Source organism: Limnohabitans curvus, assembly GCF_003063475.1.
Taxonomy (GTDB): domain Bacteria; phylum Pseudomonadota; class Gammaproteobacteria; order Burkholderiales; family Burkholderiaceae_C; genus Limnohabitans; species Limnohabitans curvus.
This window is the reverse complement of the sequence record NZ_NESP01000001.1, coordinates 1,546,333-1,570,381: the sequence shown is the minus strand read 5'-3', so window position 1 is coordinate 1,570,381 and position 24,049 is coordinate 1,546,333. Positions and strand designations below refer to the sequence as shown.

Below are 24,049 nucleotides of genomic sequence, written 5' to 3'. Positions count from 1 at the left end.
AAAAATCAGAACAAGAAATAGCGTTGGGTCATAGGCAAGCTCACCGCAGGTTCGCAGGTGAGCAGATGGCCATCGGCGCGCACTGCATAGGTTTGTGCATCCACTTCCATGCGCGGCGCGTAGTCGTTGTGAATCATGTCACGTTTGCCAATGCTGCGAATGTTCTTCACCGCACTCAGGGTTTTGTGCAAACCAAATTTTTGCCCAATGCCTGCGGCCAAACCGGCTTGCGACACAAAGGTGAGCGAGCCACGGTGCAGCGCACCGCCATACGCGCCAAACATGGGGCGGTAGTGCACGGGCTGCGGTGTGGGAATGGAAGCATTCGGGTCGCCCATCGCGGCCATGGCGATGAAGCCGCCTTTCAAAATGATGCTGGGTTTGATGCCGAAGAACGCAGGCTTCCACACCACCAAGTCGGCCCACTTGCCCACTTCCACACTGCCCACTTCGTGGCTGATGCCGTGCGCGATGGAAGGGTTGATGGTGTATTTGGCGATGTAGCGTTTGACACGGAAGTTGTCGTGGCGGTCTGAGTCCCCGACGCTGGCGTCGGCGCCTGAAGGACGTAGCTGCCCCCGCTGCGCTTTCATCTTGTGCGCGGTTTGCCAGGTGCGAATGATCACCTCGCCCACACGCCCCATGGCTTGGCTGTCGCTGCTCATCATGCTGATGGCACCGAGGTCGTGCAAGATGTCTTCGGCTGCGATGGTCTCGCGGCGAATGCGGCTTTCGGCAAAGGCCAAGTCTTCGGCAATCGCGGGGTCGAGGTGGTGGCACACCATGAGCATGTCCACATGCTCGTCGAGTGTGTTCACCGTGTACGGGCGCGTGGGGTTGGTAGAGGACGGCAACACATTGGCCTCGCCTACCACTTTCAAAATATCGGGCGCGTGGCCACCACCTGCACCTTCGGTGTGGAAGGTGTGGATGGTGCGGCCTTTGAAGGCGGCCACCGTGTCTTCCACAAAGCCACTCTCGTTGAGCGTGTCGGTGTGGATGGCCACTTGTGTGTCGGTGGCTTCTGCCACGTTCAAGCAGTTGTCAATCGCGGCGGGCGTGGTTCCCCAGTCTTCATGCAGCTTCAAGCCAATCGCACCTGCGTTGATTTGCTCGTGCAGCGAATCGGGCAAAGCGGCATTGCCTTTGCCCAAGAAACCAAGGTTCATGGGGAACGCATCGGCCGCTTGCAACATGCGCTCGATGTTCCAAGCGCCGGGTGTGCAGGTGGTGGCAAAGGTGCCCGTGGCGGGGCCTGTGCCGCCACCGAGCATGGTGGTCACGCCACTGGTCAAGGCTTCTTCAATTTGCTGGGGCGCGATGAAGTGGATGTGGGTGTCCACACCACCCGCGGTGACGATGTGGCCTTCGCAGCTGATGACCTCCGTGCCGGGGCCAATCACGATGTCTACACCCGGTTGTGTGTCTGGGTTGCCCGCTTTGCCAATGGCCACGATGCGGCCACCTTTCAAACCAATGTCGGCTTTCACGATGCCCCAGTGGTCGATGATGAGCGCGTTGGTCATCACGGTGTCTACCGCACCGCCCGCTTGCGGGCCAGTGCCGGCACCGTCGCGTGTGCGCTGCGATTGCGCCATGCCATCGCGGATGGTTTTGCCGCCGCCGAACTTCACTTCTTCGCCGTAGCCGCCCGCTTGCAGTGTGAAGTCTTTTTCAACCTCAATGACCAAGTTGGTGTCTGCCAAGCGCAGGCGGTCGCCCACGGTGGGGCCAAACATTTCTGCGTAGGCGCGTTTGCCGATGGTTGCCATTACATGTTTCCTTTGCGTGGCACGTCCACCGGACCATTCACCAAGCCGCGAAAGCCAAACACTTGGCGATCACCACTCAGGTCCACCAACTCGACCGTGCGTTGTTGGCCCGGCTCGAAACGCACGGCCGTGCCTGACGCAATGTTCAAACGCATGCCGTGTGCGGCAACGCGGTCAAAGCGCAAGCCCGCGTTGGTTTCAGCAAAGTGGTAGTGCGAACCCACTTGGATGGGGCGGTCGCTGGCGTTTTGCACGACCAGCGTGTGCGTGCGTCGCCCTGGGTTGAGGGTGTGTTCACCCTCGTCAATCAACAGTTCACCGGGTGTCATGTGCGCTCCGCTTTATTTGCCACGACCCATCCACCACATGAGAGCAACCACGCCAGCAAAGGCGACGAAGCCCCACACATCGGTGGCGTGGTAGTGGGAGGCACCTTCAATGCCGTGGCCTTCGTGGGCCAGCGCCAAAGTGGGCAACAAAGCAAAAAGAGAAAGAAGTTTTTTCATAGCAGTTCAAACAATGGGTTGATGCACGGTGACGAGCTTGGTGCCGTCGGGGAAGGTGGCTTCGACTTGGATGTCAGGAATCATCTCGGCCACGCCCTCCATCACATCGGCGCGGGTCAGCACGCTGCGACCTGCGCTCATAAGTTGCGCCACGGTTTGACCGTCGCGGGCGCCTTCCATGACGGCGGCGCTGATGAGGGCCACGGCTTCGGGGTAATTGAGCTTCAAGCCACGGGCCTGTCGGCGCTCGGCCAACAAGGCGGCGGTGAAGATCAAGAGCTTGTCTTTTTCGCGGGGAGTGAGTTCCATAGTGGTTTTGTCTATGCAACTTGCGTGCCCTCTTTTGCAATGCATCGCATGCGCCAAGTGCATGCTTTGGTGCACGAAACCTGTCTTGGTGCACGCACAACCACACCTCAAGCCGCGCCACCTTGGTGCATGACACCTGAATTGAACTGTCTTGGTGCATCTGCGTCGCGCTTGGGTTGCACCTTATAGCAACGCTACTTTTTGCCTAGGAGAAATGCGCGTTGGCACAGGGTTTGCGATAGCTGTTACGAAGCGCACCGTTACCACGAGCGCCGAACCAACCCTTAATTTTTGGAGTGAACCCCCATGATGAATCGTCGAGGAAATCTGAAGGCTTTGGCCGCGGCTGCGGCTCTGTCCGTTGGCTCATTTGTGATCGCACCCCAAGCGTTGGCGGCAGACACCATCAAGGTTGGCGTGCTGCACAGCTTGTCCGGCACCATGGCGATTTCTGAAACCGTGTTGAAAGACACAGTGCTCATGGCCATCGACGAAATCAATGCCAAAGGCGGCGTATTGGGCAAAAAGCTCGAGCCCGTGGTGGTGGACCCCGCTTCGAACTGGCCTTTGTTCGCTGAAAAAACCAAGCAGTTACTCGGTCAAGACAAGGTGTCGGTCATCTTCGGTTGCTGGACGTCGGTGTCTCGCAAATCCGTGTTGCCTGTGGTTGAAGAAATGAACGGTTTGCTGTTCTACCCCGTGCAATACGAAGGCGAAGAACTCAGCAAAAACGTGTTCTACACCGGCGCCGCGCCTAACCAACAAGCCATTCCCGCGGTGGACTACTTGATGAGCAAAGACGGCGGCGCTGCCAAGCGTTGGGTCTTGTTGGGCACCGACTACGTGTACCCACGCACCACCAACAAAATCTTGCGCGCTTACCTCAAGAGCAAAGGCGTGGCTGACAAAGACATCGACGAGAAGTACACCCCGTTTGGTCACAGCGATTACCAAACCATCGTGGCTGACATCAAGAAGTTTTCTGCAGGCGGCAAAACAGCCGTGGTGTCCACCATCAACGGTGACTCCAACGTGCCGTTCTACAAAGAACTCGGCAACGCAGGCTTGAAGGCCAAAGACGTGCCCGTCGTCGCCTTCTCAGTCGGTGAAGAAGAATTGCGCGGCGTGGACACCAAGCCGTTGGTCGGTCACTTGGCGGCATGGAACTACTTCATGTCGATCAAGAGCCCCGCCAATGATGAGTTCATCAAGAAATGGTCTGCCTACGCCAAAGCCAAAGGTATCGCTGGTCACAAAGACAAGCCTTTGACCAACGACCCGATGGAAGCCACCTACATCGGCATCAACATGTGGAAACAAGCGGTTGAGAAAGCCAAATCCACCGATGTGGACAAAGTCATCGCCGCCATGGCCGGTCAAACCTTCAAAGCACCGAGCGGCATCGTGAGCAAGATGGACGAGAAAAACCACCACTTGCACAAGTCGGTGTTCATCGGCGAAATCAAGGCTGACGGCCAGTTCAACGTGGTTTGGAAAACACCAGGCCCTGTGAAAGCCAAGCCATGGAGCCCCTTCATCGAAGGCAATGCTTCCAAGCCTGATGAGCCTGTGAAAAAGTAAACCTTTCTCCGAGGGATGAACTTGGGGGAGGGCACTGCCCTCCCCTTTTTTATGGGAATTTGGATGACTTGTTTTTCTATTTCGACGCGCATGCCCAAGCTGCAGCAGCGCAGCGCAGCATGTCGCGATTTTGTTGTGCGCGTCACTTGCGGATTGGCCATTGCCTTGCTCGGTCAATCCAGCGCGTTGGCGCTGACCGCGGAGCAAACACGCGCACTCACGCTGGGCGACACCGATGCACGCGTGACCGCACTGCAAAAAGCACTCGCCTCACCCGACGCACCAACCGCCGCCTTTTTGCAAGCCATGGCCGATGACGCGGTGAAAGTGAATGGCACACAAGTGCTGGTGGTGCGCGATGGCAAAGCCACCGACCCCGTGAGTGGTGACGCCACCACCCTGCCCGACACCGCAGAAGACGTGATCAACAACAACCGCATGCGCGGCGAAATTGACGCCGCCTTGTCTGCCCTGCAATTGCTCAGCCCCGATGCCGCCTTGCGTGTGCAAGCTGCCAAGTCGGTGCTGAAAGAACCCGACCCCACCAAACTTGCCATGCTGGAAAAAGCCGTGGCCAGCGAAACCAACGAGGGCGTGAAAAAACAAATGTTGTTGGCCCGTGCGGCGATTTTGCTCAACAGCAACGACGCCGACGAACGCTTTGCCTCGGCCAAAACTTTGGCTGACAGCCAAACGCCGGACACCCAACTTTTACTCAACCAACGTCTGAGCCAAGAGGAAGACAAAAAGGTGCGCGCTCAGTTGCAAACCTCGCTGCTCACCATCCAAGCGGCGCTGAGCTGGGGTGAAAAACTGGGGGCGTTGTTCACTGGCATCAGCTTGGGTTCTATTCTTTTGCTGGTCGCCTTGGGTCTCGCCATCACCTACGGTTTGATGGGCGTCATCAACATGGCGCACGGCGAGCTAATGATGATTGGCGCTTACGCCACCTACGTGGTGCAGGGCTTGTTCCGTCAATATTTGCCGGGCATGTTTGACGCGTATTTGTTGGTGGCCGTGCCAGCCTCGTTCCTCGCGGCGGCCTTGGTGGGTGCGGTGCTGGAGCGATTGGTGTTGCGTCACTTGTATGGCCGCCCGCTCGAAACACTGCTGGCCACATGGGGCATCAGCTTGGTGTTGATGCAAGGCGTGCGCAGTATTTTTGGCGCGCAAAACGTGGGCGTTGAAAACCCTTCTTGGATGAGCGGCGGCGTGCAACTGCTGGCCAACCTCTCGCTGCCCTACAACCGTTTGATCATCATTGGCTTTGCGGTGTTTGTGTTGGTGGGCATGACGCTGTTGATCAGCAAAACACGTTTGGGTTTGTTCGTGCGCGGCGTCACACAAAACCGCCCGATGGCTTCGGCTTTGGGCGTGAACACGGCACGCATCGACACCTATGCGTTCTCGCTCGGTTGCGGCATCGCGGGCTTGGCCGGTTGTGCGCTCAGCCAAATCGGCAACGTCGGGCCAGACCTCGGCCAAAACTACATCGTCGACGCCTTCATGGTGGTGGTGCTGGGTGGCGTGGGCCAACTGGCAGGCACGGTGTATGCCGCGATGGGCCTGGGCCTGATGAACAAATTGCTCGAAGGCGTGGCCGGTGCGGTGCTGGCCAAGATTGCGGTGTTGGTGTTCATCATCGTGTTCATCCAAAAACGTCCCCAAGGCATCTTTGCCATGAAAGGCCGCAGTGCGGAGGCATGACATGACACACACCACTTCTACTTTGCAACTGCCCGAAGCGCCTGCCCTCTTGGGCACCAAAGGCTGGATACTTTTCTTGGCGGCCTTCATCACCGTATGCGCAGTGGTGCCCGTACTCAACCTGTGGGTGCCCGCGGACAGCGTGTTCCACATGAGCGACTACGCCGTGGCCTTGGTGGGCAAGGTCATGTGCTACGCCATCTGCGCTTTGGCCATTGATTTGATTTGGGGCTACACCGGCATCTTGTCGCTGGGCCACGGTTTATTTTTTGCACTCGGCGGCTACGTGATGGGCATGTACCTGATGCGCCAGATCGGCACAGACGGCAACTACAAAAGCAACCTGCCCGACTTCATGGTGTTCCTCGATTGGAAAACCTTGCCTTGGCATTGGACCTTCAGCGACAGCTTTCTTGCCACGCTGCTGATGATCGTGTTGGTCCCCGGGGTGTTGGCCTTTGTGTTTGGCTACTTCGCCTTTCGCTCACGCATCAAAGGCGTGTATTTCTCCATCATCACGCAGGCCATGACGTTTGCGGCCATGCTGCTGTTCTTCCGCAACGAAACTGGTTTTGGTGGCAACAACGGCTTCACCGATTTCAAACGCATCTTGGACTTGCCCATTGCCACACCCGCCATGCGCATGACCTTGTTTGTGCTGACGGGTTGGGCTTTGTTGATGAGCTATTTGTTTGCACGCTGGTTGGTGCAAAGCAAGTTTGGCCGCGTGCTGCAAGCCATTCGTGATGCCGAAAGCCGCGTGATGTTCTCGGGCTACTCGCCCCTGCCCTACAAGCTCACCATCTGGGTTATCTCTGCGGTGATGTGCGGCATTGCCGGTGCCTTGTATGTGCCACAAGTGGGCATCATCAACCCCAGTGAAATGAGCCCCGCCAACTCCATTGAAATGGCGGTGTGGGCCGCCGTGGGCGGACGCGCTTCGCTGATTGGCCCCATCGTGGGCGCGTTCTTGGTCAACGGCATGAAGAGCTGGTTGACGGTGACGGCGCCTGAGTTTTGGTTGTATTTCTTGGGTGCGTTGTTCATTGGCGTGACGCTGTACATGCCGCAGGGCGTGGTGGGCCTGATGCAAAAACTCAGCGCCAAGACAAAAGCAGAGGAGCGCGTATGACCCCCGATCTGTTTGAAGAAGGCGCCAAGCGCCTCGCCACACACCAAGCGCGTGTGGTGAGCGAAGTTACCTCGGGCGACCGCAGCGCAGGCTTTGGTCGCGTGCACGAACCCGGCAGCCTGGACCTGACGCATGGCCGCATCTTGTACTTGGAAGATGTGCACGTGAGCTTCGATGGCTTCAAAGCCATCAACGGTTTGTCACTCGACATTGCGCCGGGCGAACTGCGCTGCATCATCGGGCCCAACGGCGCGGGCAAGACCACGATGATGGACATCATCACGGGCAAAACCAAACCCGACTCGGGCCAAGTGTTCTTTGGCAGCACCATCGACTTGCTGCGCCACAACGAACCTGAAATTGCACAGCTGGGCATTGGCCGCAAGTTTCAAAAACCAACCGTGTTTGAACGCTTAAGCGTGTTTGAAAACTTAGAGCTGGCTCTGAAAACCCACAAGGGTGTGGCTGCCTCGATGTTCTTCAAACTCAACGGCACGCAACGCGACCGCTTGAGCGAGGTGCTGCACACCATCCACTTAGAAGACAGCGTGAACGCCCAAGCGGGCAACCTGAGCCACGGCCAAAAGCAGTGGCTGGAGATTGGTATGTTGCTCATGCAAGACCCCAAACTCTTGCTGCTCGACGAACCCGTGGCCGGCATGACTGACTTTGAAACTGAACGCACGGCAGAACTTTTCTTGACCCTCAAAGGCAAACACTCGCTGATGGTGGTGGAACACGACATGAGCTTCATCAACACCATCTCCGACATCGTCACCGTGCTGTGCGACGGCTCGGTGTTGGCGCAAGGCACGCTGGCACAAGTGCAAGCCGACGAGCGCGTGATTGAGGTGTACCTAGGCCGCTAACTCTGATGTTGACTATGCAAACCACACACACGCCCATCCTTCAAGCCGCCAACATCAACCAGTTCTACGGCGGCTCGCACATCCTGCGCGATGTGAGCTTTGAAGCCAACCTAGGCCGCATCACGGTGCTGCTAGGCCGCAACGGCGTGGGCAAAACCACGCTGCTCAAATCGTTGATGGGTGCGGTGCCCATTCGCGATGGCAACATCACCTTCAACGGCGAAGCCATCGAACGCGCGGCACCCTACGAACGTGCGCGTGCAGGCATTGGCTATGTGCCACAGGGACGCGAAATCTTTGCGCGCCTGACCGTCGAAGACAACTTGCGCATGGGCCTCGCCACGCAACCCGCAGGCACAGACATTCCTGCGGAGTTGTTTGAACTCTTCCCTGTGCTCAAACAAATGCTGCACCGCCGTGGCGGTGATTTGTCAGGCGGTCAACAACAGCAACTCGCCATTGCAAGGGCTTTGGCATCAGGCCCCAAGTTGTTGGTGTTGGATGAACCCACCGAAGGCATTCAGCCGAGCATCATCAAAGACATCGGCCGCGTGATTCGCATGCTGGCCAGTCGTGGTGACATGGCCATCTTGCTGTGCGAGCAGTATTACGACTTTGCTGAAGAGCTGGCTGATGACTACTTGGTGATGGAACGCGGCGAGGTGATTGCGCGTGGCTTAGGTTCGGATATGCAACGCAACAACGTTCGTCAGCTGGTTGCTATCTGAGGTTTTGTTTTGCTCGTGAAGGTTTCTCGCCGGAGGGCATCCTAAAAAACTGTATGCCGTAGTCTGGGGGCAGAGGGTTTGGGCAGGTGACGATTTCTGGTACCCCAGCATGAGGAACCTGCCCAACCCCTCTGCCCCCAGCGAGCCCAGCAAAAACCAAAAACTACATAGACCAAATACGCGGCGGCACATCCGACATACCCCACATGCCACGTCGCCAAGAAGCCCAAACCCCACGCAACAAATTCTGCGCAGGCTCCACCAACGGCGACAAGGTACGCAACACCACCACACGCGGATGTGGCGATGTCACACCCGCCACCAAACCCGCAGGTGCTACTTCCGTCAGTTCACGCGCCAAGGCCAGTGCCACATCGCGTCGCTCACGCGGCAAATCGGCCCCACACGCAAACACCAAAGTGGCCATGCATCGCTGCTTGGCCAAACCCAGTGGGCCATCCATCAAACGTGCGTCTTGTGCGTCGATCAAACCGCGCTCTAGCCACACACCCGACACTTCCATGTGCTGCTGCAACTGACCGCGCTCAAAGGGTAAGTTGGCGTTGGGTAGCCCGAGGGCCGTGATGTCCCAAGCCATCATCTCTGCTGTGGGGGCGAGATCGAACACCGCATGGTTCAACCCATGGCAACCGTTGTAGGCAATGGTTTCTAGCGGCAGCCACTCTAAGCGCGCGCCGTCGCCCACATGGGCTTTGACTTGCTGCGTGGCCAAGCCTTGTTCGCTTCTGTAAAAACGTGTCGCGCCAGGCGTGGTCAACAACGCATGCGTGCCAGCACCCAAGTTCAAGTGGATGTCCAACACATCACCGCCCACCAAACCACTGGGTGGATGCACCAGCACGTTGTGGCACACGGCGTCGCCTTCGGGGTAAAGGCTTTGCAACACGCGCAGCGGGCCTTCGTGTTCAAACTTAGCCACCGTGCGCTCCGCGTTCAGGGTGTAGTCGAGTTTGAGATGTGCGTGCCAACCAGTCATGCGTTGATTTTCGCTCACGATGCAGGGTATTCGCCGCCTACACTTGAGGTGTGACTACAAATACAAACCAACAAATCGCCATCATTGGCGCAGGCCCCGCTGGCCTGATGGCCGCTGAAATGCTCAGCGCTGCAGGCGTAAACGTGCATGTGTATGACGCCATGCCTTCGGTGGGCCGCAAGTTTTTGCTGGCAGGCTTGGGTGGGCTCAACCTCACACACGCCGAGCCTTTTGACATTTTCACCACACGCTATGCCGAGCGCAGCGAGGCTTGCGCAACATGGCTCAAAGCATTTGATGCAGCCGCCATTTGCGAATGGGTCAAGGGCTTAGGCCTTGACACGTTTGTGGGCAGCTCGCAGCGCATCTTCCCCACCGACATGAAAGCTGCGCCGCTGCTGCGCGCGTGGCTGCATCGTTTGCGTCACCCCACACAGGGCGTGCCCGTGACCTTTCATATGCGCCACCGCTGGAACGGTGCGTTGCAACACGCAGACAAAAAATTCACCTTGAGCTTTGACACACCCCAGGGCGCACATACAGCACAGGCTGATGCTGTGCTGTTGGCACTGGGCGGTGGCAGTTGGGCCAAGTTGGGCTCAGACGGCGCATGGCAACCGTGGGTCAGCGCATTGGGCATTGACGTGTCGCCACTTCGCCCCAGCAACTGCGGCTTTGATGTGCAAGGGCGTGATGGCCAGACGGGCTGGAGCAGCCACCTGTCGAGCCAGTTTGGAGGCACACCACTGAAGTCAGTCGCCTTGTCATTTACCGACAGCATGGGCCAGAGCTTTAGCCGTCGCGGCGAGTTTGTGGTCACGGCCACCGGCGTGGAAGGCAACTTGGTTTACGCCGCCTCTGATTTGTTGCGCGACGACATTGCACGCAACGGCAGCGCCACCTTGGCACTCGACCTCAAACCCGACTTCACGCCTGAGCGCGTGTTGGCCGAGGTGTCACACCCGCGTGGCACCCGCTCGCTCAGCAGCCATTTGAAAAGCCGCCTCAACCTCACGGCCTTGCACTTGGCGCTGTTGCACGAAGTGTTGAGCAAAGAAGCCATGAACGACCCCGCGCAACTGGCAGCAGCCATCAAACATTTGCCCATCACGCTGGCGGCCACGCGCCCGATGGACGAAGCCATCAGCAGCGCAGGCGGCGTGCGCCTAGAAGCACTGGACGCACACCTGATGGCCAGCGCTCTGCCCGGTTTGTTTGTGGCGGGCGAAATGCTGGACTGGGAAGCGCCCACCGGCGGCTACCTGCTGAGCGCTTGCTTGGCCAGTGCTCGCGTGGCGGGCCTTGGCGCGGCAAAGTATTTGGGCTGACCCACTATGATTGAGGCATTGCTTCGTTTTTGACCGATTTTTAGACATGTTCCGTACCCTGCTCAAATCCAAAATTCACCGCGTTGCCACCACCCAGTGCGAATTGCACTATGAGGGCTCCTGCGCCATCGACGAAAACCTGCTGGACGCCGCCAACATTTGTGAGAACGAACAAGTCCACATCTGGAACATCAACAACGGCGAGCGCTTCATCACTTACGCCATCAAAGGTGAACGTGGTTCGGGCATGATTTCGGTCAACGGCTCTGCCGCACGTCGCGCCAGCGTGGGCGACTTGTTGATCATTGCGTCATTCGCTCAAGTTCACGAAGACCAAGTGGCCACCCATGAACCACAACTCGTGTTTGTGGATGAGCACAACCAGCAAGTGGGTTTGCGTCACCATGTGCCTACGCAGGCTGCGCCGGGGCATGGGACGGATGAGTGCTGATTTCAATGTCTCAAAACAAAACCCGCCTGAGAGCGGGTTTTGTTTTGTACACATCAGATAGACGTAGCAAAGCAGGGAATACTTAAGTGGCATCGTTGAAACACTACCTGCTTTTCCTCGGTATGTATGGCGTTGGAATTTCACTCGTTTTAGGATGGGTGGCTTCTTGGCTAATTCCCAACCGGTATGCGAGACATATCGACACGCTGGCAAAGCCGTTGACGTACGCTGCTTTTATTTTTACAGCCGCGTGCTCGGTTCTCTACTTGTTCTATCCGAACTTCATTGACCACTTAGAGCCAACCATCACACAAATCACCTTGATCTGGATGCAAGGTGGCGACTTGTATCCCCCCATGGACGCCCCGTCCATGCATGGGTTGCTCTATGGTCCAGCACTTTACTGGGTTCAGTTTCCGTTTTTAGCGCTTAGCAGCGACCCAATCCTCAGCTCTAAGCTGCCGAGCGTGATTGCCTTCAACATCGCGTGGTGTTTGCTTTTCTTTACCTACAAGAACTCGTTAGCCAAAGCGTATTTGCTTTTATTGCTACCTTTCAACCTGATTCTGTTTTGGAATCGCGCAGAGCCTTACTTTGTTTTGCTTGTTGCGTTAGCTGCTCTGATCGTTGAGCGACAGCCAACGCACAAAGCGCTACTGCTGGGCGTGTTGGCAGGGCTTGCAAGCTCCTTAAAAGCGCACGGAATTTTGTACATCCTGCCATTCCTGATTTTCTTTGGCGGCCACTCGTTGCGCACAGTTGCTCAATTCGTTGTCGCCTTTGTAGTCGTGTGTTTGAGCTTTTTCATAGATGGCGGGACGTCATTGCTTCAATATTTTGAGTATTTGAAGTTGGCAACAAAGCACGGCATCTCGTTTGCTTACTTAGAAAAGAATTTGTTTTTTCTGTTGTTTGCATGGATACCCATTGCTCTGACGTTCAGATGCACAACCGTATCCCGGTACGAAGCCTACAGATGGACGGGCGTTGTGCTTATTGAAATTCTTGTTGCCATTGCAGGCTCAAAGCCTGGTGCCGGCGTCCATCATCTGATTCCCATCGTCGTGTTGAATTCATATCTCTATGAGATTCAATTACGAAAAATTGAAAACATCGAAGCCAAATTTTTAGGCATCAAAATTGGCCTCGCCATCTTGGCTCTCTACGTGCTCTCTTTTGTTTGGAAAAACATTTATGACTCGGAGATCAAGAGCGTATCGACGATCGAGTCGCAACGCCAAGCGACGCTCGAAATCCAAAAGTTTGCCAAAGAATATCCCAGCTTGCTCATGGGGATCACCGACAAAGAAAACGACAACTACAACTTGACGTTTTTGCGGCCCTATTTGATTACCTCCGCTGCACCTCAATTTGAATACGCCGGCTTTATGGACTTGAGTTACTCCGGCATTTCTGACAAACCTTTTGTTGCTTTTCTCAATGGCTGTCAAAACAAGTTCATCGCAACCCCAAACCATGGCATCCCATTTTCGATTGTGAACTTTTACACCAACGAGCCTCTTTTCTCAGTGGATGCACAGAGCGCATTTCGCGACCATTACAAAGCGCGCCATCGCGGAGAGTTCTTTACGGTTTACGAGTGCAAAGAGAGTAACCTTGAGTTACACGAGCGAGCGCTCAAGACATGGAAAAACTAGACTGCTTAATCCAACACGGCATTGATTTGAAGGGGTCGGACAAAGGGCCGCCCTTTTTGCATCCCGTCTATGAATCATCACACCATGGAGATGCAACATTTCAAATGGCAGTGAAGAATGGATCAAAAGCACACCACTGGCGATTTGGTGACATGCCTCCAGTTCCTGGCTTGACCCCTGATGACGTGGTTCACATCACGACATATGTTCGTCAAGTTCAACGCCATGAATGATGCAATCAAAATACTTGTTTCAGCGCTCGTCATTGTGTTGGTGAATGAAGCCAGTAAGCGCAGCACGACTCAAATCACGAACTGGCTAAACCTTCTTGAGCATCAAAGTCACGGCATGGAAAAAAGAAACCACCGCTAGGCAACCCAGAAAATCACCCAAAGCCATGGCGGCAGAGGTTACCCATTGCGCATCCGTCGCTGTGACCCCGACCATCAAATAAGCCGCGTTATGCGCAACGCTATTGAACACGCTTGCTGAAAGCGAGAGCACCACGATGTGGTGATACCGCAAGTTATGCAAGTCTCGGAAGATGCCCGCCAACGTCATGACAACGTACGCGGCAATGGCGTAGCTAAAGACACTGGCGGCAGCAAACAGATAGAGCGATGCCGCTTGCAAGTCACGCCATATTTCCGTAGACACATAAACGCTTGCAATGTACAGGCCCACGATGGCAGGCAAGCGTCCAATAAGAATCGAAAGCAATTTGACGCCCGCAGGAATAAAAATCAGGCTGACGCCTGGTGTGTAAAGCATGTAACTGTCCAAGCGTTGATTCAGATGGAATGAACCCACAAAAACCAAAAAGGTGGTGGCTGCCACCGCTAGGTCAGTGACAGACATAGTGAGATGCTTGACGTACTCAAGCGATCGACATTGCGGCAGCGATGCCATCTAGCTCACCCGGCCAAGGTTGGTGACAAGCGCCCGCTTTAAAGTTGGCAAATCTAATTTTTGGGCATGAAGGCCGTGCGTTTCACGCAGTGCCCAAGCCGTTAACAAAATCGTGTGGCGCGTTTTGTCATCCATGTGCCTGACTAGCTCACGAATGGTGTCAATCACCACATCATCATCCGTTTGTGTTTTGCCCAGCCGTGTGCTCATGAACTCATTGGCATCCAATCCCAACCAGTCCACAAGCACGATTAATTTAGCGACCTCTGGAATGGCTTGACCGGCTAACCACTTACGCGCAGTTTCCCGGGTGACGCCTGCAAGACCGCCCGCACGGAAGCTGAATTGATTAGCAAATGCGTTGGCTGTTGGGACTTTGCCAAACCTGTTGATCAATGCGTCGTTCAAAGCTTTTCTAAAACGAACTTTGGCGTCGTCTAGATTTAGGCTTTGTGTTTGCTGCTTGTTCATGCCGGCGATGCAAAATGACTGCACGATTAGTTTTTGTACGATCCATTTTGTGCATTTCAAAGTTGCATTTGCCAATTTGCTCGTGTATTTTTTGTTGTTATTTGCAATATTGAGTTGTTACTGATGACTTTGTTCAAATCAATACTTTTGCAGCTTGAGGCGCAATCATGATGCGTCGCTTTTGGCCTACTCCGCTGACAGTTTCGAACCAAGAGAAGTTGCGAATGTTGGTGGGTACCGCACTGGGCATTTTGTTTGTCGGTGTTTTGAGTCGATACCTAGGTAAAGGCATAGACCCCTGGTTGGTCGCACCCATCGGTGCCAGTGCCGTTTTGGTGTTTGGCGTGCCATCTAGCCCGCTGGCTCAGCCTTGGGCTGTTGTGGGTGGCAACACACTTTCTGCATTGATCGGCACGGCGATTGCACTGGTATTGCCAGACAACTTAGCCATGGCCGCTGCACTGGCTGTGGCGCTGGCCATTGCCGTGATGTTGTGGGGCCGGTGTTTGCACCCACCTGGTGGCGCTGCGGCATTGTTGGTGGTTCTGGCACACAAGCCATCGTTTGACATCGTGCTGTTTCCGTTCCTCCTGAATTCTGTGCTTTTGGTTGTGGCGGGCTTGGTCTATAACAATTTGACTGCGCGGCCCTACCCCCATCATTCAAAAACTGATCGCGATGATGCACATGCGAACAACCGGTTCACGCAGAGTGACCTGAATGCCGCGCTGGAACACTACCAACAGATCATTGATGTGGACCCCTCCGACCTGGCGCAATTGCTTCAATACGCCGAGTCAGCAGCGTATCAGCGCACGCTAGGAGATTTGCGCTGCGAAGAAGTCATGTCGCGATCACCGCACGCGGTGGAGTTTGGCTCCTCTTTGTCAGAAGCTTGGGGGCTGATGCGGCGGCATCACATCAAAGCGCTGCCGGTCGTGGACCGTGCCAGGCGTGTGGTGGGCATCATCACCATGGCAGACTTTTTAAAGCACGCGCAAATCGACGATTACATGAGCTTGTCTGAACGCATCAAACATGTTTGGAAACCCTCGGGCCTGTCGCACGGCGACAAGCCCGAAGTGGTGGGCCAAGTCATGACACGCCGCGTGCGCGTCGCCAGTGCGCAAAGCTACTTGGCAGAACTGTTGCCACTTTTTTCTCAAACAGGACACCACCACCTGCCCGTGATCGATTCAGAAAATCGCTTGATTGGCATATTGACGCAAACGGATGTGGTCAGTGCCCTGGCAAAAGCAGTCAGACATGTTTAACCGCTACCATTTGCAACATGCTTCAGTACGAAACCGTCCCCGTCACCCCCTTCCAACAAAACTGTTCCATCGTCTGGTGCGATGAAACGATGCAAGGCGCCGTCATTGATCCTGGGGGTGATTTGCCCGTGCTGGAAGACGCTTGCAAACAACTGGGTGTGACGCTGGAACAAATCTGGATCACACATGCACACATTGACCATGCAGGCGCCACCGCCGACTTGGCCGAAAAGCTGAACTTGCCCATCATTGGCCCGCATCCAGGCGATCAGTTTTGGATTGACGGCTTGCCACAGGCCGCTGCCAACTACAGATTTCCGCCGTCACGCCCCTTCACCCCGACGCGTTGGCTACACGATGGCGACACGGTCACATTGGGCAAACACACGTTGCAAGTGCGCCATTGCCCCGGCCACACACCTGGCCATGTGGTGTTTTACTCACCCGAGATCAAGCGTGCGTTTGTGGGCGATGTGCTGTTTGCCGGCAGCATTGGCCGCACCGACTTTCCGCAAGGCAATCACGAAGATTTGATCAACAGCATCACGCAACGTTTGTGGCCCATGGGTGACGACACCGTGTTCATTCCTGGCCATGGTCCAGAGAGCACGTTCGGGCGCGAGCGCGTGAGCAACCCCTATGTGGGCGGCACCTAAGCGCTGCGCACCCAAGCCTCATTGAACACGACACGCACTGATGCAACTTGACACACAAACCACGATCTTCATGATTTGTTTCGTGTACTTGATGCTGCACGGCGCCATTTGGCTCGCCCTGCTGGAGTACAGAAGTTTTCAGGTCAAGCTGTGGTGTGTGTCGGGCATGATCAGCGGCGGTGCCGTGGTCTTGCTCGCCATACGCGGGAGCGTACCGGATGTGGTGTTTTTTTATGTCGCGCAGTTCTTAATGCTTATTGGCAACTGGGGGCGCATGGTGGCCTTGCGCATGTATTTGTTGCCGTCCCCGCAAGACACAGCGTTTCGCGTCTACACGGTGGTAAATACGGCGTACTTCGCTGTTTTTTGCTACTTGATTTATTTTCATCAAGCGGAGTGGGAAGCGCTGCTGCTTTTCAACGGCTTTTACGCCTTGTTGTGCTTTGACTATTTCCGCATTGGTGAACAGTTAAACCAACAGCAACCTTCGCTAGGGGCACGATTGTTGATGTGGGCTGGGTTGAGTCTTAGTGTCACGCTCGGCGTACGCACCTTGGGTGTCAGCCTGCTTGGTGACGTGCATGACATTTACGCGCCCACCTGGGATCAAGCCATCATGATCGTTGGCCAGTTCACGGCCATCACATTAAGCAACATTGCTTTCTTGCGCATCTTTTTAGAGATTGCCGAGCGTCAAAAAATGGCCATGACGCACGAACTGGCCGTAACCAACGAGCGTGCGGAAGCCATACGAAAAACCAGCATCGACTTAAAAAAGTTGTTGCAAGAGCGAGAAGAAATCATTCGCCAACTCGCCATCTTCAACAAAACCGCAGGCATGGGGGCCTTGGTCGCGTGCTTGGCACACGAGCTGAACCAACCCCTCACGTCTATTCAACTCAACGCCGAATTGATTGACTCGGCCTTGCTGGATACGGGTACAGACGCCAACGCAGACAGCACAGTCAAAGAGGCCATGCGCGACTTGATGAAAGACAACCAACGCGCGGCCACCATCATCAAAACACTGCGCAACATGTTTGGCAGCGGCCGGAAATTGATGTCGACGTTTGACTTGAACGCGCTAGCCAATGACGTGTTGTTGCTCTGCAAATCTAAACTCAACAGCAACCACATTGCTTTGAAGGTCGACCTGCACCCCGAGGCAACGATGATCACGGGTGACAAATCTCAGCTACAGCAGGTGTTGCTGAACCTCATCACCAATGCTGCAGATGCGTTGACGCTCGACACCTCAAAACAAAAACGCATCACATTGCGCACACAACTGCAGGGCGACCGTGTGCTGCTGACGGTGACGGACAACGGATCAGGCATTGCCCCAGAAATTGCCGCATCAATTTTTGAATTGTTGCGAACCAACAAAGAAGACGGCATGGGCATTGGTCTGTGGCTGAGCCGCACGATTGTGGAAACACATCAAGGCACGATTGATTTCGTGACCGACACAAACAGCGGCACCACATTCACGGTCAACTTGCCGGCGACAACCGGGCCAATGATTTATTAACGGCTACTGGCCGAGCAGTCGCTGATAACCGACTTGGAAATGCAACCAAAGTCCTGTGTCGCTTTTCCTGGGCGTGTGCTGAAAAACAAAGGTCGAATGATGGTGACCAGCACATACAGCGCCATCAACACACCCACGGCAATGGCCACATAGTTGAGGCGCAACGCACGTTGCTGCTGCGTGTGAAAGCGGCCAAGTCGAGCGCCGTCAGCCAGACCCGATCGTTCTGATGATGGAGTACGGAGGGGGGAAGGCTTGGAAGTCACGCGCGCTACAAATGAAAAGATCTGTAGCGATGGTAATTTTTATAAGCGGCGAAAGCTATACGCCAAGGGGGTTACACCGGCGGGCGTACCTGGGTTGAAGGTCGCGGAGTTTTAAAACCCAAACAGCACCGCAGCACTGAATCCAGAAACCGAAACAGCGCCAGAGCGCAAGACGTCGCGCGAGACACGCAACGTGGTGGTGTCGTCAAGCGCGTGCTCGTAACCCACGCTGTACATCGCCGCACGGTCTTTGGATTTTTCTAAGTCGGCATCATCGCGGTCCAACTTGACATAGGCCGCCTTGCCATAAAACCCGTTGTACGTGAGTTTGTAACCAAACGCCATCAACGTGGTTTCGACGTTTTGAGCGCCCAGTTGTCCTGTGCTGGTGCTGATTGGCCCCGTGTATTCAACGCCATGTTTCAAGTCTGCCGAGAGTGGCCACTCGTAGCCCACGACCACATTGGCTTGGCTGGTGGCGTATGACTGGTCACTGCGTGTGCCAGACAATTTTTGGTATTCCATGCCCATGTACGGATCGGCATAGGCCTTGGCGGCTAGCAACAACAGGCTCGCAAGGAAGGTGCGGGAAAGCGTGGATGTCATGTGTGCGCCTTACTTTTTACGCTCGTACAAAGGCATGACCTTGGGCAAATTGGCCTGAATTTCTTCAATGCGTGTGTTGCCTGAAGGATGGGTGCTGAGCCACTGGGGTGGTGCGCCTTTGTTGGCGGCACTCATTTTTTGCCACAGCGTCACGCCTGCGCGCGGGTCATAGCCGGCGCGTGCGGCGATTTCCATGCCCACCAAGTCAGCTTCGGTTTCATCGTCGCGGCTGAATTTGAGGTTCAGCAAGTTCGCCCCCTGCTTGGCCACCAAATCGGTGAGCTGCGGGCTCACGCCAAAAAAGACAGAAGCCACCGTGCTGCCGATGGTGGCCACGCCGTTGGTGGCAGCCGCTTTGCCCATGCGTTCACGCGCGTGCTCACGCAAAGCGTGGGCAATTTCGTGGCCCATGACCATGGCCACCTCATCGTCGGTCAGTTGCAACTGGGTCAAGATGCCGCTGTAAAAAGCAATCTTGCCGCCGGGCATGCAAAAGGCGTTGATTTGGTTCGAGCCCACCAAGTTGACTTCCCACTTCCATTCTTTGGCGCGGGGGTTCCAGTCAAAGCTCTGCGGGATGATGTCTTTGGCAATTCGGCGCAGGCGTATGACTTGGGGATGGTTGTCTGGGCCCAACGCGTTTTTGCCAGCGGCCTCTTTCATCATGTCGGCGTATTGCTTGTGGGCCGATTGTTCGACCTCCGCCGCAGGCACGAGGTTGGCAAACACAGAGGCTTCTCGGGTCACTTCCACGCCGTCGCGCGCCAACAAAGCGCCGCTGCCAAGGCCACAAGCGCAGCCGACACAACCGTAAAGAAAAGCGCGTTTGGTGAGCATGGAAAAGTCTCTTTGTGAAAGCCTGAAAATAGAGGCATGAACGATACCAAAAAACTCAGCTGGCTGGACGCACTTCATGTGTACTTAGAGCCTGCTTCATGGCGCATGTTGTGTCTGGGCTTTTCTGCGGGCTTGCCACTTTTGTTGGTTTTAGGCACGCTGAGTTTTCGCTTACGAGAAGCTGGGATTGACCGCAGCACGATTGGCTTTTTAAGTTGGGTGGGTTTGGCTTACGGCTTCAAATGGGTGTGGTCGCCGCTGGTGGACCGCCTGCCTTTGCCACTGCTCACACGCTGGCTGGGCCGCCGTCGCAGCTGGCTGCTGTTGGCACAAACCGTGGTTGTCGCAGGGCTCATCGGCATGGCGTTGCTCGACCCGCAACTGGCGCTAGAGCCGGTGGTGTGGTGCGCCTTGGTGGTGGCTTTTGGTTCAGCCACACAAGACATTGCGCTAGATGCCTTTCGCATTGAATCTGCCGATGCGCAACACCAAGCGGCACTTGCCGCCACCTACCAAACCGGCTACCGCCTTGCCATGATTTGGGCAGGTGCGGGCGTGTTGTGGGTGGCAGCGCGTGCATCGGGTGCAGACGAAACCGCGTACCAACACGCCGCTTGGCAAACCGCATACTTGGTCATGGCCGCGTCCATGAGCCTGGGCGTGTTGACCGTGTTGCTCTCGCCCGAGCCAGCCCAACGTGACATGCCCCCCGCGCGCAATGCGCGCGAATGGCTGCAAAGCGCATTGGTCGAACCCTTTGCCGAATTTATTCGCCGTTACCGCTGGCAAGCGGCGCTCATTTTGGGCTTGATCGCGGTGTACCGCATCAGCGATGTGGTGATGGGCATCATGGCCAATCCGTTTTATGTGGACATGGGTTACACCAAAGACGAAGTGGCTGCCGTCACCAAAGTGTTTGGCGTCATCATGACGTTGTTGGGCGCGTTCATTGGCGGGGTGCTGTCCATGCGTTTGGGCGTGATGCGCATCCTCATGCTGGGCGCGGTGCTCAGCGCCGTGACGAATTTGTTGTTTGCTTGGCTGGCCACGCGCGGGCACGATTTGACGGCGTTGGTGTGGGTCATCTCGGCCGACAACTTGGCCAGCGGCATTGCGTCAGCGGCGTTCATTGCGTACTTGTCTAGTTTGACCAATGTGAACTACTCGGCCACGCAGTACGCGCTGTTCAGCTCGATGATGTTGCTCGCGCCCAAGTGGCTGGCCGGGTTCTCGGGCGTGTATGTGGACGCGCATGGCTACGAAGCTTTCTTCAACAGCACTGCCTTGCTGGGCGTGCCTGTGTTGCTGCTGGTGTGGCTGGCCTCACGCATCTTGCCGGTGGCGCACGCAGGCGCAGACGCAAAAGCAACGCACTGATTTACCCAGTCTTTACCTTGTCTTTAGACAAGCCCAGACATCGCGAGGCATGATGAACGCACCATGAATACCTTGCTCTTGATCGAAGATGACCACCGCCTCGCCAACATGGTGAGCGAGTACCTCCAACAATCTGGTTTCACCGTACAGCACGCCGCCAACGGACTAGATGGCCTGAAGGTGCTGCAAAGCACAGCGCCTGCTTTGGTGCTGCTTGACTTGATGCTGCCCGACATCGATGGCCTTGAAGTGTGCAAACGCATCCGCGCTTTGCCCGGCGCGCTGGCCCAAACCCCTGTGTTGATGCTCACCGCCAAAGGCGACCCGATGGACCGCATCGTCGGCTTGGAGCTGGGCGCAGATGACTACCTGCCCAAACCCTTTGAGCCCCGTGAATTGCTGGCCCGCATTCGCGCCGTGTTACGTCGCCACGCGCCAGGTGAGGCAACGGAGGCCACGCACCAAACTTTGAAATTCGGCTCGCTAGAGCTAGACCGCGATGCACGCAGCGTCAGCGTCCGTGGCGACGTGTGCGACCTCACGGCGTACCAGTTTGATTTGCTCTGGGTCTTGGCTGAACGCGCTGGCCGCGTGCTGTCACGCGATCAAATCATGGAGGCGGTGCGAGGACGCGAACTCGAAGCCTTTGACCGATCCATCGACGTCCACATGGGCCGCATTCGCGCCGCCATTGAAGAAGATGCCAAAGCACCTAAGCGCATCCTCACCGTACGTGGTGTGGGCTACGTGTTTGCCAAGCAACAAGACTGACGCCATGCCGACCACCTCATCGCACACCCGCGCTTTGCACCTGCCTTTGTATGTGCGCATCTGGCTGGCCGTGGTGCTGGCGGTGGCCGTGCTGACATTGCTCACCGGCTGGGTCATGCGCATGACCGCGGAGCCACCGCTGCGCGAAGTGTTGGTGCGCAATTCGGCAGGCGAACTGGTGGGCCAAGGCCGCGCACGCTTGCGACCACCAGATGGTCTTCCAGTAGAAGCGCCCCCCCTCCAAGGCCCCGACATGCGCCACCCGCCTGGCCACTTTGGTTCGGGCCCTGAGTTCATGGTGCGCATGCAAAACGGCGAACTGATGCATGTGCATTTGCCACGCCCCCCGCATACTTTTTGGTCACGCCCGCCTTTTGGGTTCGCATGGACATTGGGCTTGGTCGCCCTCGCTGTGGCGCTGGGCACCTACCCCATCGTGCGTCGCCTGACCCGCCGCTTGGAGAATTTACAAAAAGGCGTGGAGCAATGGGGCACGGGCAACTTGTCGGCCCGCGTGGCCGAACAAGGCAATGACGAAGTGGCCTACCTGGCGCAGCGCTTCAACCACGCGGCATCCCAAGTGGAGCAACTCGTCACCTCACACAAATCATTGCTGGCCAATGCCTCGCATGAGCTGCGCTCGCCCCTCACACGCATCCGCATGGGGCTAGAGCTGATGGGGGACGCCCCCTCACCCAGCATGAAAGCAGAAATCTCGCGCAGCGTGGGCGAGCTGGACCAACTGATTGATGAGATTTTGTTAGCCAGCCGCCTTGACGCCAAAGAGGCGGATCTGGGCACGGTTGAAGCTGTGGACCTGACAGGCCTGGCCAGCGAAGAATGCGCACGCGTGGACGCCCATTTAGAGCTCGGCTTTCAGCCGCAAAGCATCGTGGTGCCGGGCATCGCCAAACTGCTGCGACGCATGCTGCGCAATTTGCTGGAAAACGCGCGCCGATATGGCACGTCAGACATTGAGGTGCAGCTGTCAACTCTGGTTGAAAACCACCGAAATTGGGTGCGCTTGTGTGTGTGCGACCGCGGGCCCGGCGTTCCTGCCGACTTGCGCGAACGCATCTTCGAGCCCTTCTACCGCCTGCCGGGCGCCAGCGAACGCGAAGGTGGCGTGGGCCTGGGCTTGTCGTTGGTGCGCTCCATCGTGCAACGCCACGGCGGCCGTGTGCGCTGCGAAGACCGCGAAGGCGGCGGCGCCCGATTTGTGGTGATGCTGCCTGCCTGATGCACCCGCATAACCCGCGGCACTGACGCTCACCAAGCACACGGGCTCGTTGCACAATATCGTGCATGACACACGCTGCCCTGAACACCCGCTTCACCCAACGTTTTCAACTGACCACCCCAATTGCTTTAGCGCCCATGGCGCTGGCCACGGGCGGCGCTTTGGCTGCCGCCTGCGCCCAAGCCGGTGCGCTGGGCTTGGTCGGCGGCGGCTACGGTGACCTCGCTTGGACCCAACGCGAATACGCGCTAGCGCATGACTTGCTGAAAGACGATACCGCGAGCCACGCACGCCTAGGCTGTGGCTTCATCACTTGGAAATTAGACGAAAACGCGGAGGCACTTGACTGGGTACTGACACAAAAGCCTTGCGCCATCATGCTGTCATTTGGCGACCCTCGCCCTTATGCCGAGCGCATTGCCCAAGCAGGCGCGCAACTGATTTGCCAAGTGCAGCGCCTGGACCAAGTGCCGCACGCGTTAGAGGCCGGTGCCTCGGTCATCGTGGCACAAGGCGGCGAAGCCGGCGGCCACGGTGCCAACGCCCTTGAAGGGCGCAGCACCTTCACGTTGGTGCCTGAGATTGCCGACTACCTCGCGGCCCATTCACCCGACACCTTGCTGCTCGCCGCAGGCGGCGTAGCCGATGGTCGCGGACTGGCGGCGGCTTTGATGCTGGGCGCTGATGGCGCCTTGGTTGGCTCGCGCTTGTGGGCCACAACGGAGAGCTTGGCTGCCGCAGGCGCCAAAACCCAAGCCACACACACCAACGGTGACGGCACCGCACGCAGCATGGTGTTTGACATCTTGCGTCGCAAAAACTGGCCCGCACCGTATGACTTTCGCGCCATTCGCAACGACTTGCACCGCGCACTTGAAAGCAACGTGGCCGCTTTACAAACCAACCCAGATGCCGCACGCGCCGACTACGACGCAGGCGTGAAAGCGGGTGACTTCACACGCGCACATGCCACGGTGGGTGAAGCCGTGGGCTTGATTGCCGATATCCCTGCCGCGCAGACGGTGATTGCCCGCATCACACAACAAGCGCAACGCTTGTTAGGCAAGTAAAGG

At 56.6% G+C, this 24,049-nt stretch carries 25 protein-coding genes; 15 read left to right on the top strand and 10 right to left on the bottom strand.

Annotation, left to right across the window (positions count from 1 at the left end; translation table 11 throughout):
* Positions 1-5: 5 nt before the first annotated feature.
* The 4 genes from ureC to B9Z44_RS07790 are packed head-to-tail and all read right to left on the bottom strand — an operon-like array spanning position 6 to position 2,587.
* Positions 6-1,772: an urease subunit alpha gene (ureC, locus tag B9Z44_RS07800; protein ID WP_108402118.1), complete on the bottom strand. Its 1,767-nt coding sequence runs from the start codon at positions 1,770-1,772 to the stop codon at positions 6-8.
* Positions 1,772-2,101, bottom strand: a complete 330-nt coding sequence (locus B9Z44_RS07795) for an urease subunit beta (protein ID WP_108402117.1) — start codon at positions 2,099-2,101, stop codon at positions 1,772-1,774. The genes ureC and B9Z44_RS07795 overlap by 1 nt, the downstream gene beginning before the upstream one ends.
* 12 nt (positions 2,102-2,113) lie before the next feature.
* On the bottom strand, positions 2,114-2,278 hold the full coding sequence (locus B9Z44_RS15175; protein WP_158268561.1) for a hypothetical protein: 165 nt from the start codon (positions 2,276-2,278) through the stop codon (positions 2,114-2,116).
* A gap of 6 nt (positions 2,279-2,284) precedes the next feature.
* On the bottom strand, positions 2,285-2,587 hold the full coding sequence (locus tag B9Z44_RS07790; protein ID WP_108359584.1) for an urease subunit gamma: 303 nt from the start codon (positions 2,585-2,587) through the stop codon (positions 2,285-2,287).
* A 309-nt stretch (positions 2,588-2,896) separates the two neighbouring features.
* Between B9Z44_RS07790 and urtA the strand changes: the two genes are divergently transcribed.
* The 5 genes from urtA (at position 2,897) to urtE (ending at position 8,604) form a co-directional block, all read left to right on the top strand.
* Positions 2,897-4,168: an urea ABC transporter substrate-binding protein gene (gene urtA / locus B9Z44_RS07785; protein ID WP_108402856.1), complete on the top strand. Its 1,272-nt coding sequence runs from the start codon at positions 2,897-2,899 to the stop codon at positions 4,166-4,168.
* A gap of 63 nt (positions 4,169-4,231) precedes the next feature.
* Positions 4,232-5,875 carry an urea ABC transporter permease subunit UrtB gene (gene urtB, locus B9Z44_RS07780; RefSeq protein WP_233246916.1) on the top strand — a complete coding sequence of 548 codons (1,644 nt, stop codon included), beginning with the start codon at positions 4,232-4,234 and terminating at the stop codon, positions 5,873-5,875.
* Between the two features lies 1 nt (position 5,876).
* Entirely contained in the window at positions 5,877-7,007 is a 1,131-nt protein-coding gene (urtC, locus tag B9Z44_RS07775; RefSeq protein ID WP_108402116.1) for an urea ABC transporter permease subunit UrtC, read from the top strand.
* Positions 7,004-7,876, top strand: a complete 873-nt coding sequence (gene urtD / locus B9Z44_RS07770) for an urea ABC transporter ATP-binding protein UrtD (protein ID WP_108402115.1) — start codon at positions 7,004-7,006, stop codon at positions 7,874-7,876. Before urtC ends, urtD begins: the two co-directional genes overlap by 4 nt.
* Before the next feature lie 35 nt (positions 7,877-7,911).
* On the top strand, positions 7,912-8,604 hold the full coding sequence (gene urtE, locus B9Z44_RS07765) for an urea ABC transporter ATP-binding subunit UrtE (protein ID WP_108402855.1): 693 nt from the start codon (positions 7,912-7,914) through the stop codon (positions 8,602-8,604).
* Positions 8,605-8,767: 163 nt separating this feature from the next.
* Here urtE and B9Z44_RS07760 read toward each other — a convergent pair whose 3' ends face one another.
* On the bottom strand, positions 8,768-9,601 hold the full coding sequence (locus B9Z44_RS07760; protein ID WP_108402114.1) for an urease accessory protein UreD: 834 nt from the start codon (positions 9,599-9,601) through the stop codon (positions 8,768-8,770).
* A gap of 50 nt (positions 9,602-9,651) precedes the next feature.
* Here B9Z44_RS07760 and B9Z44_RS07755 point away from each other — a divergent pair, with 50 nt between their 5' ends.
* From B9Z44_RS07755 to B9Z44_RS07745, 3 genes are all read left to right on the top strand, one after another.
* Complete coding sequence (locus B9Z44_RS07755; protein WP_281258799.1) at positions 9,652-10,929, top strand: TIGR03862 family flavoprotein; 1,278 nt, start codon at positions 9,652-9,654, stop codon at positions 10,927-10,929.
* Between the two features lie 46 nt (positions 10,930-10,975).
* Positions 10,976-11,380, top strand: coding sequence for an aspartate 1-decarboxylase (gene panD, locus B9Z44_RS07750; RefSeq protein ID WP_104796829.1), 405 nt, complete (start codon positions 10,976-10,978; stop codon positions 11,378-11,380).
* Positions 11,381-11,466: 86 nt separating this feature from the next.
* A complete protein-coding gene (locus B9Z44_RS07745) occupies positions 11,467-13,038 on the top strand; it encodes a hypothetical protein (RefSeq protein WP_146180598.1) in 1,572 nt (523 codons plus the stop codon).
* Between the two features lie 318 nt (positions 13,039-13,356).
* Here the strand turns inward: B9Z44_RS07745 and B9Z44_RS07735 are convergent, their stop codons facing one another.
* Both B9Z44_RS07735 and B9Z44_RS07730 read right to left on the bottom strand, forming a co-directional pair.
* Positions 13,357-13,896, bottom strand: coding sequence for a hypothetical protein (locus B9Z44_RS07735; protein WP_146180597.1), 540 nt, complete (start codon positions 13,894-13,896; stop codon positions 13,357-13,359).
* A 51-nt stretch (positions 13,897-13,947) separates the two neighbouring features.
* Positions 13,948-14,418 carry a hypothetical protein gene (locus B9Z44_RS07730; RefSeq protein ID WP_108359553.1) on the bottom strand — a complete coding sequence of 157 codons (471 nt, stop codon included), beginning with the start codon at positions 14,416-14,418 and terminating at the stop codon, positions 13,948-13,950.
* A gap of 167 nt (positions 14,419-14,585) precedes the next feature.
* Here B9Z44_RS07730 and B9Z44_RS07725 point away from each other — a divergent pair, with 167 nt between their 5' ends.
* From B9Z44_RS07725 to B9Z44_RS07715, 3 genes are read left to right on the top strand one after another with little or no spacing between them, the layout of a single operon-like run.
* Entirely contained in the window at positions 14,586-15,692 is a 1,107-nt protein-coding gene (locus tag B9Z44_RS07725; protein WP_108359552.1) for an HPP family protein, read from the top strand.
* A gap of 17 nt (positions 15,693-15,709) precedes the next feature.
* Positions 15,710-16,348 (top strand): MBL fold metallo-hydrolase, encoded by a 639-nt coding sequence (locus tag B9Z44_RS07720; protein ID WP_108359551.1) that lies wholly within the window; start codon positions 15,710-15,712, stop codon positions 16,346-16,348.
* A gap of 40 nt (positions 16,349-16,388) precedes the next feature.
* Positions 16,389-17,879 (top strand): sensor histidine kinase, encoded by a 1,491-nt coding sequence (locus B9Z44_RS07715; RefSeq protein ID WP_108359550.1) that lies wholly within the window; start codon positions 16,389-16,391, stop codon positions 17,877-17,879.
* On the opposite strand, the gene B9Z44_RS15045 is transcribed toward B9Z44_RS07715, so the two are convergent.
* From B9Z44_RS15045 to B9Z44_RS07705, 3 genes are all read right to left on the bottom strand, one after another.
* Entirely contained in the window at positions 17,876-18,145 is a 270-nt protein-coding gene (locus B9Z44_RS15045; RefSeq protein WP_146180596.1) for a hypothetical protein, read from the bottom strand. The two genes, B9Z44_RS07715 and B9Z44_RS15045, sit on opposite strands and share 4 nt — an antisense overlap.
* A 111-nt stretch (positions 18,146-18,256) precedes the next feature.
* Positions 18,257-18,751 (bottom strand): hypothetical protein, encoded by a 495-nt coding sequence (locus tag B9Z44_RS07710; RefSeq protein WP_108402111.1) that lies wholly within the window; start codon positions 18,749-18,751, stop codon positions 18,257-18,259.
* Between the two features lie 9 nt (positions 18,752-18,760).
* On the bottom strand, positions 18,761-19,588 hold the full coding sequence (locus tag B9Z44_RS07705) for a M48 family metallopeptidase (RefSeq protein WP_108359547.1): 828 nt from the start codon (positions 19,586-19,588) through the stop codon (positions 18,761-18,763).
* A gap of 36 nt (positions 19,589-19,624) precedes the next feature.
* On the opposite strand from B9Z44_RS07705, the gene B9Z44_RS07700 reads away from it, so the two are divergent.
* The 4 genes from B9Z44_RS07700 to B9Z44_RS07685 all read left to right on the top strand — a co-directional run bounded on the left by B9Z44_RS07700 (position 19,625) and on the right by B9Z44_RS07685 (position 24,046).
* On the top strand, positions 19,625-20,965 hold the full coding sequence (locus B9Z44_RS07700) for an AmpG family muropeptide MFS transporter (protein ID WP_108359546.1): 1,341 nt from the start codon (positions 19,625-19,627) through the stop codon (positions 20,963-20,965).
* A gap of 63 nt (positions 20,966-21,028) precedes the next feature.
* Positions 21,029-21,736 (top strand): response regulator, encoded by a 708-nt coding sequence (locus B9Z44_RS07695; protein WP_108402110.1) that lies wholly within the window; start codon positions 21,029-21,031, stop codon positions 21,734-21,736.
* A 4-nt stretch (positions 21,737-21,740) separates the two neighbouring features.
* Positions 21,741-22,976 carry a sensor histidine kinase gene (locus B9Z44_RS07690; RefSeq protein ID WP_108402109.1) on the top strand — a complete coding sequence of 412 codons (1,236 nt, stop codon included), beginning with the start codon at positions 21,741-21,743 and terminating at the stop codon, positions 22,974-22,976.
* A 65-nt stretch (positions 22,977-23,041) separates the two neighbouring features.
* Positions 23,042-24,046 carry an NAD(P)H-dependent flavin oxidoreductase gene (locus B9Z44_RS07685; RefSeq protein WP_108402108.1) on the top strand — a complete coding sequence of 335 codons (1,005 nt, stop codon included), beginning with the start codon at positions 23,042-23,044 and terminating at the stop codon, positions 24,044-24,046.
* Positions 24,047-24,049 lie beyond the last annotated feature (3 nt).

Bases quoted from the DNA above. Each gene is read 5' to 3' on its own strand.
- B9Z44_RS07705 (WP_108359547.1), bottom strand. From the start codon at position 19,588: ATGCTCACCAAACGCGCTTTTCTTTACGGTTGTGTCGGCTGCGCTTGT.
- B9Z44_RS15175 (WP_158268561.1), bottom strand. From the start codon at position 2,278: ATGAAAAAACTTCTTTCTCTTTTTGCTTTGTTGCCCACTTTGGCGCTG.
- B9Z44_RS07700 (WP_108359546.1), top strand. From the start codon at position 19,625: ATGAACGATACCAAAAAACTCAGCTGGCTGGACGCACTTCATGTGTAC.
- B9Z44_RS07760 (WP_108402114.1), bottom strand. From the start codon at position 9,601: ATGACTGGTTGGCACGCACATCTCAAACTCGACTACACCCTGAACGCG.
- B9Z44_RS07730 (WP_108359553.1), bottom strand. From the start codon at position 14,418: ATGAACAAGCAGCAAACACAAAGCCTAAATCTAGACGACGCCAAAGTT.
- B9Z44_RS07725 (WP_108359552.1), top strand. From the start codon at position 14,586: ATGATGCGTCGCTTTTGGCCTACTCCGCTGACAGTTTCGAACCAAGAG.
- urtB (WP_233246916.1), top strand. From the start codon at position 4,232: ATGACTTGTTTTTCTATTTCGACGCGCATGCCCAAGCTGCAGCAGCGC.
- B9Z44_RS07695 (WP_108402110.1), top strand. From the start codon at position 21,029: ATGAATACCTTGCTCTTGATCGAAGATGACCACCGCCTCGCCAACATG.
- B9Z44_RS07735 (WP_146180597.1), bottom strand. From the start codon at position 13,896: ATGTCTGTCACTGACCTAGCGGTGGCAGCCACCACCTTTTTGGTTTTT.
- B9Z44_RS07690 (WP_108402109.1), top strand. From the start codon at position 21,741: ATGCCGACCACCTCATCGCACACCCGCGCTTTGCACCTGCCTTTGTAT.
- urtA (WP_108402856.1), top strand. From the start codon at position 2,897: ATGAATCGTCGAGGAAATCTGAAGGCTTTGGCCGCGGCTGCGGCTCTG.
- urtD (WP_108402115.1), top strand. From the start codon at position 7,004: ATGACCCCCGATCTGTTTGAAGAAGGCGCCAAGCGCCTCGCCACACAC.
- B9Z44_RS07685 (WP_108402108.1), top strand. From the start codon at position 23,042: ATGACACACGCTGCCCTGAACACCCGCTTCACCCAACGTTTTCAACTG.
- B9Z44_RS07790 (WP_108359584.1), bottom strand. From the start codon at position 2,587: ATGGAACTCACTCCCCGCGAAAAAGACAAGCTCTTGATCTTCACCGCC.
- B9Z44_RS07710 (WP_108402111.1), bottom strand. From the start codon at position 18,751: ATGACATCCACGCTTTCCCGCACCTTCCTTGCGAGCCTGTTGTTGCTA.
- ureC (WP_108402118.1), bottom strand. From the start codon at position 1,772: ATGGCAACCATCGGCAAACGCGCCTACGCAGAAATGTTTGGCCCCACC.
- urtC (WP_108402116.1), top strand. From the start codon at position 5,877: ATGACACACACCACTTCTACTTTGCAACTGCCCGAAGCGCCTGCCCTC.
- panD (WP_104796829.1), top strand. From the start codon at position 10,976: ATGTTCCGTACCCTGCTCAAATCCAAAATTCACCGCGTTGCCACCACC.
- B9Z44_RS07715 (WP_108359550.1), top strand. From the start codon at position 16,389: ATGCAACTTGACACACAAACCACGATCTTCATGATTTGTTTCGTGTAC.
- B9Z44_RS07720 (WP_108359551.1), top strand. From the start codon at position 15,710: ATGCTTCAGTACGAAACCGTCCCCGTCACCCCCTTCCAACAAAACTGT.
- B9Z44_RS07795 (WP_108402117.1), bottom strand. From the start codon at position 2,101: ATGACACCCGGTGAACTGTTGATTGACGAGGGTGAACACACCCTCAAC.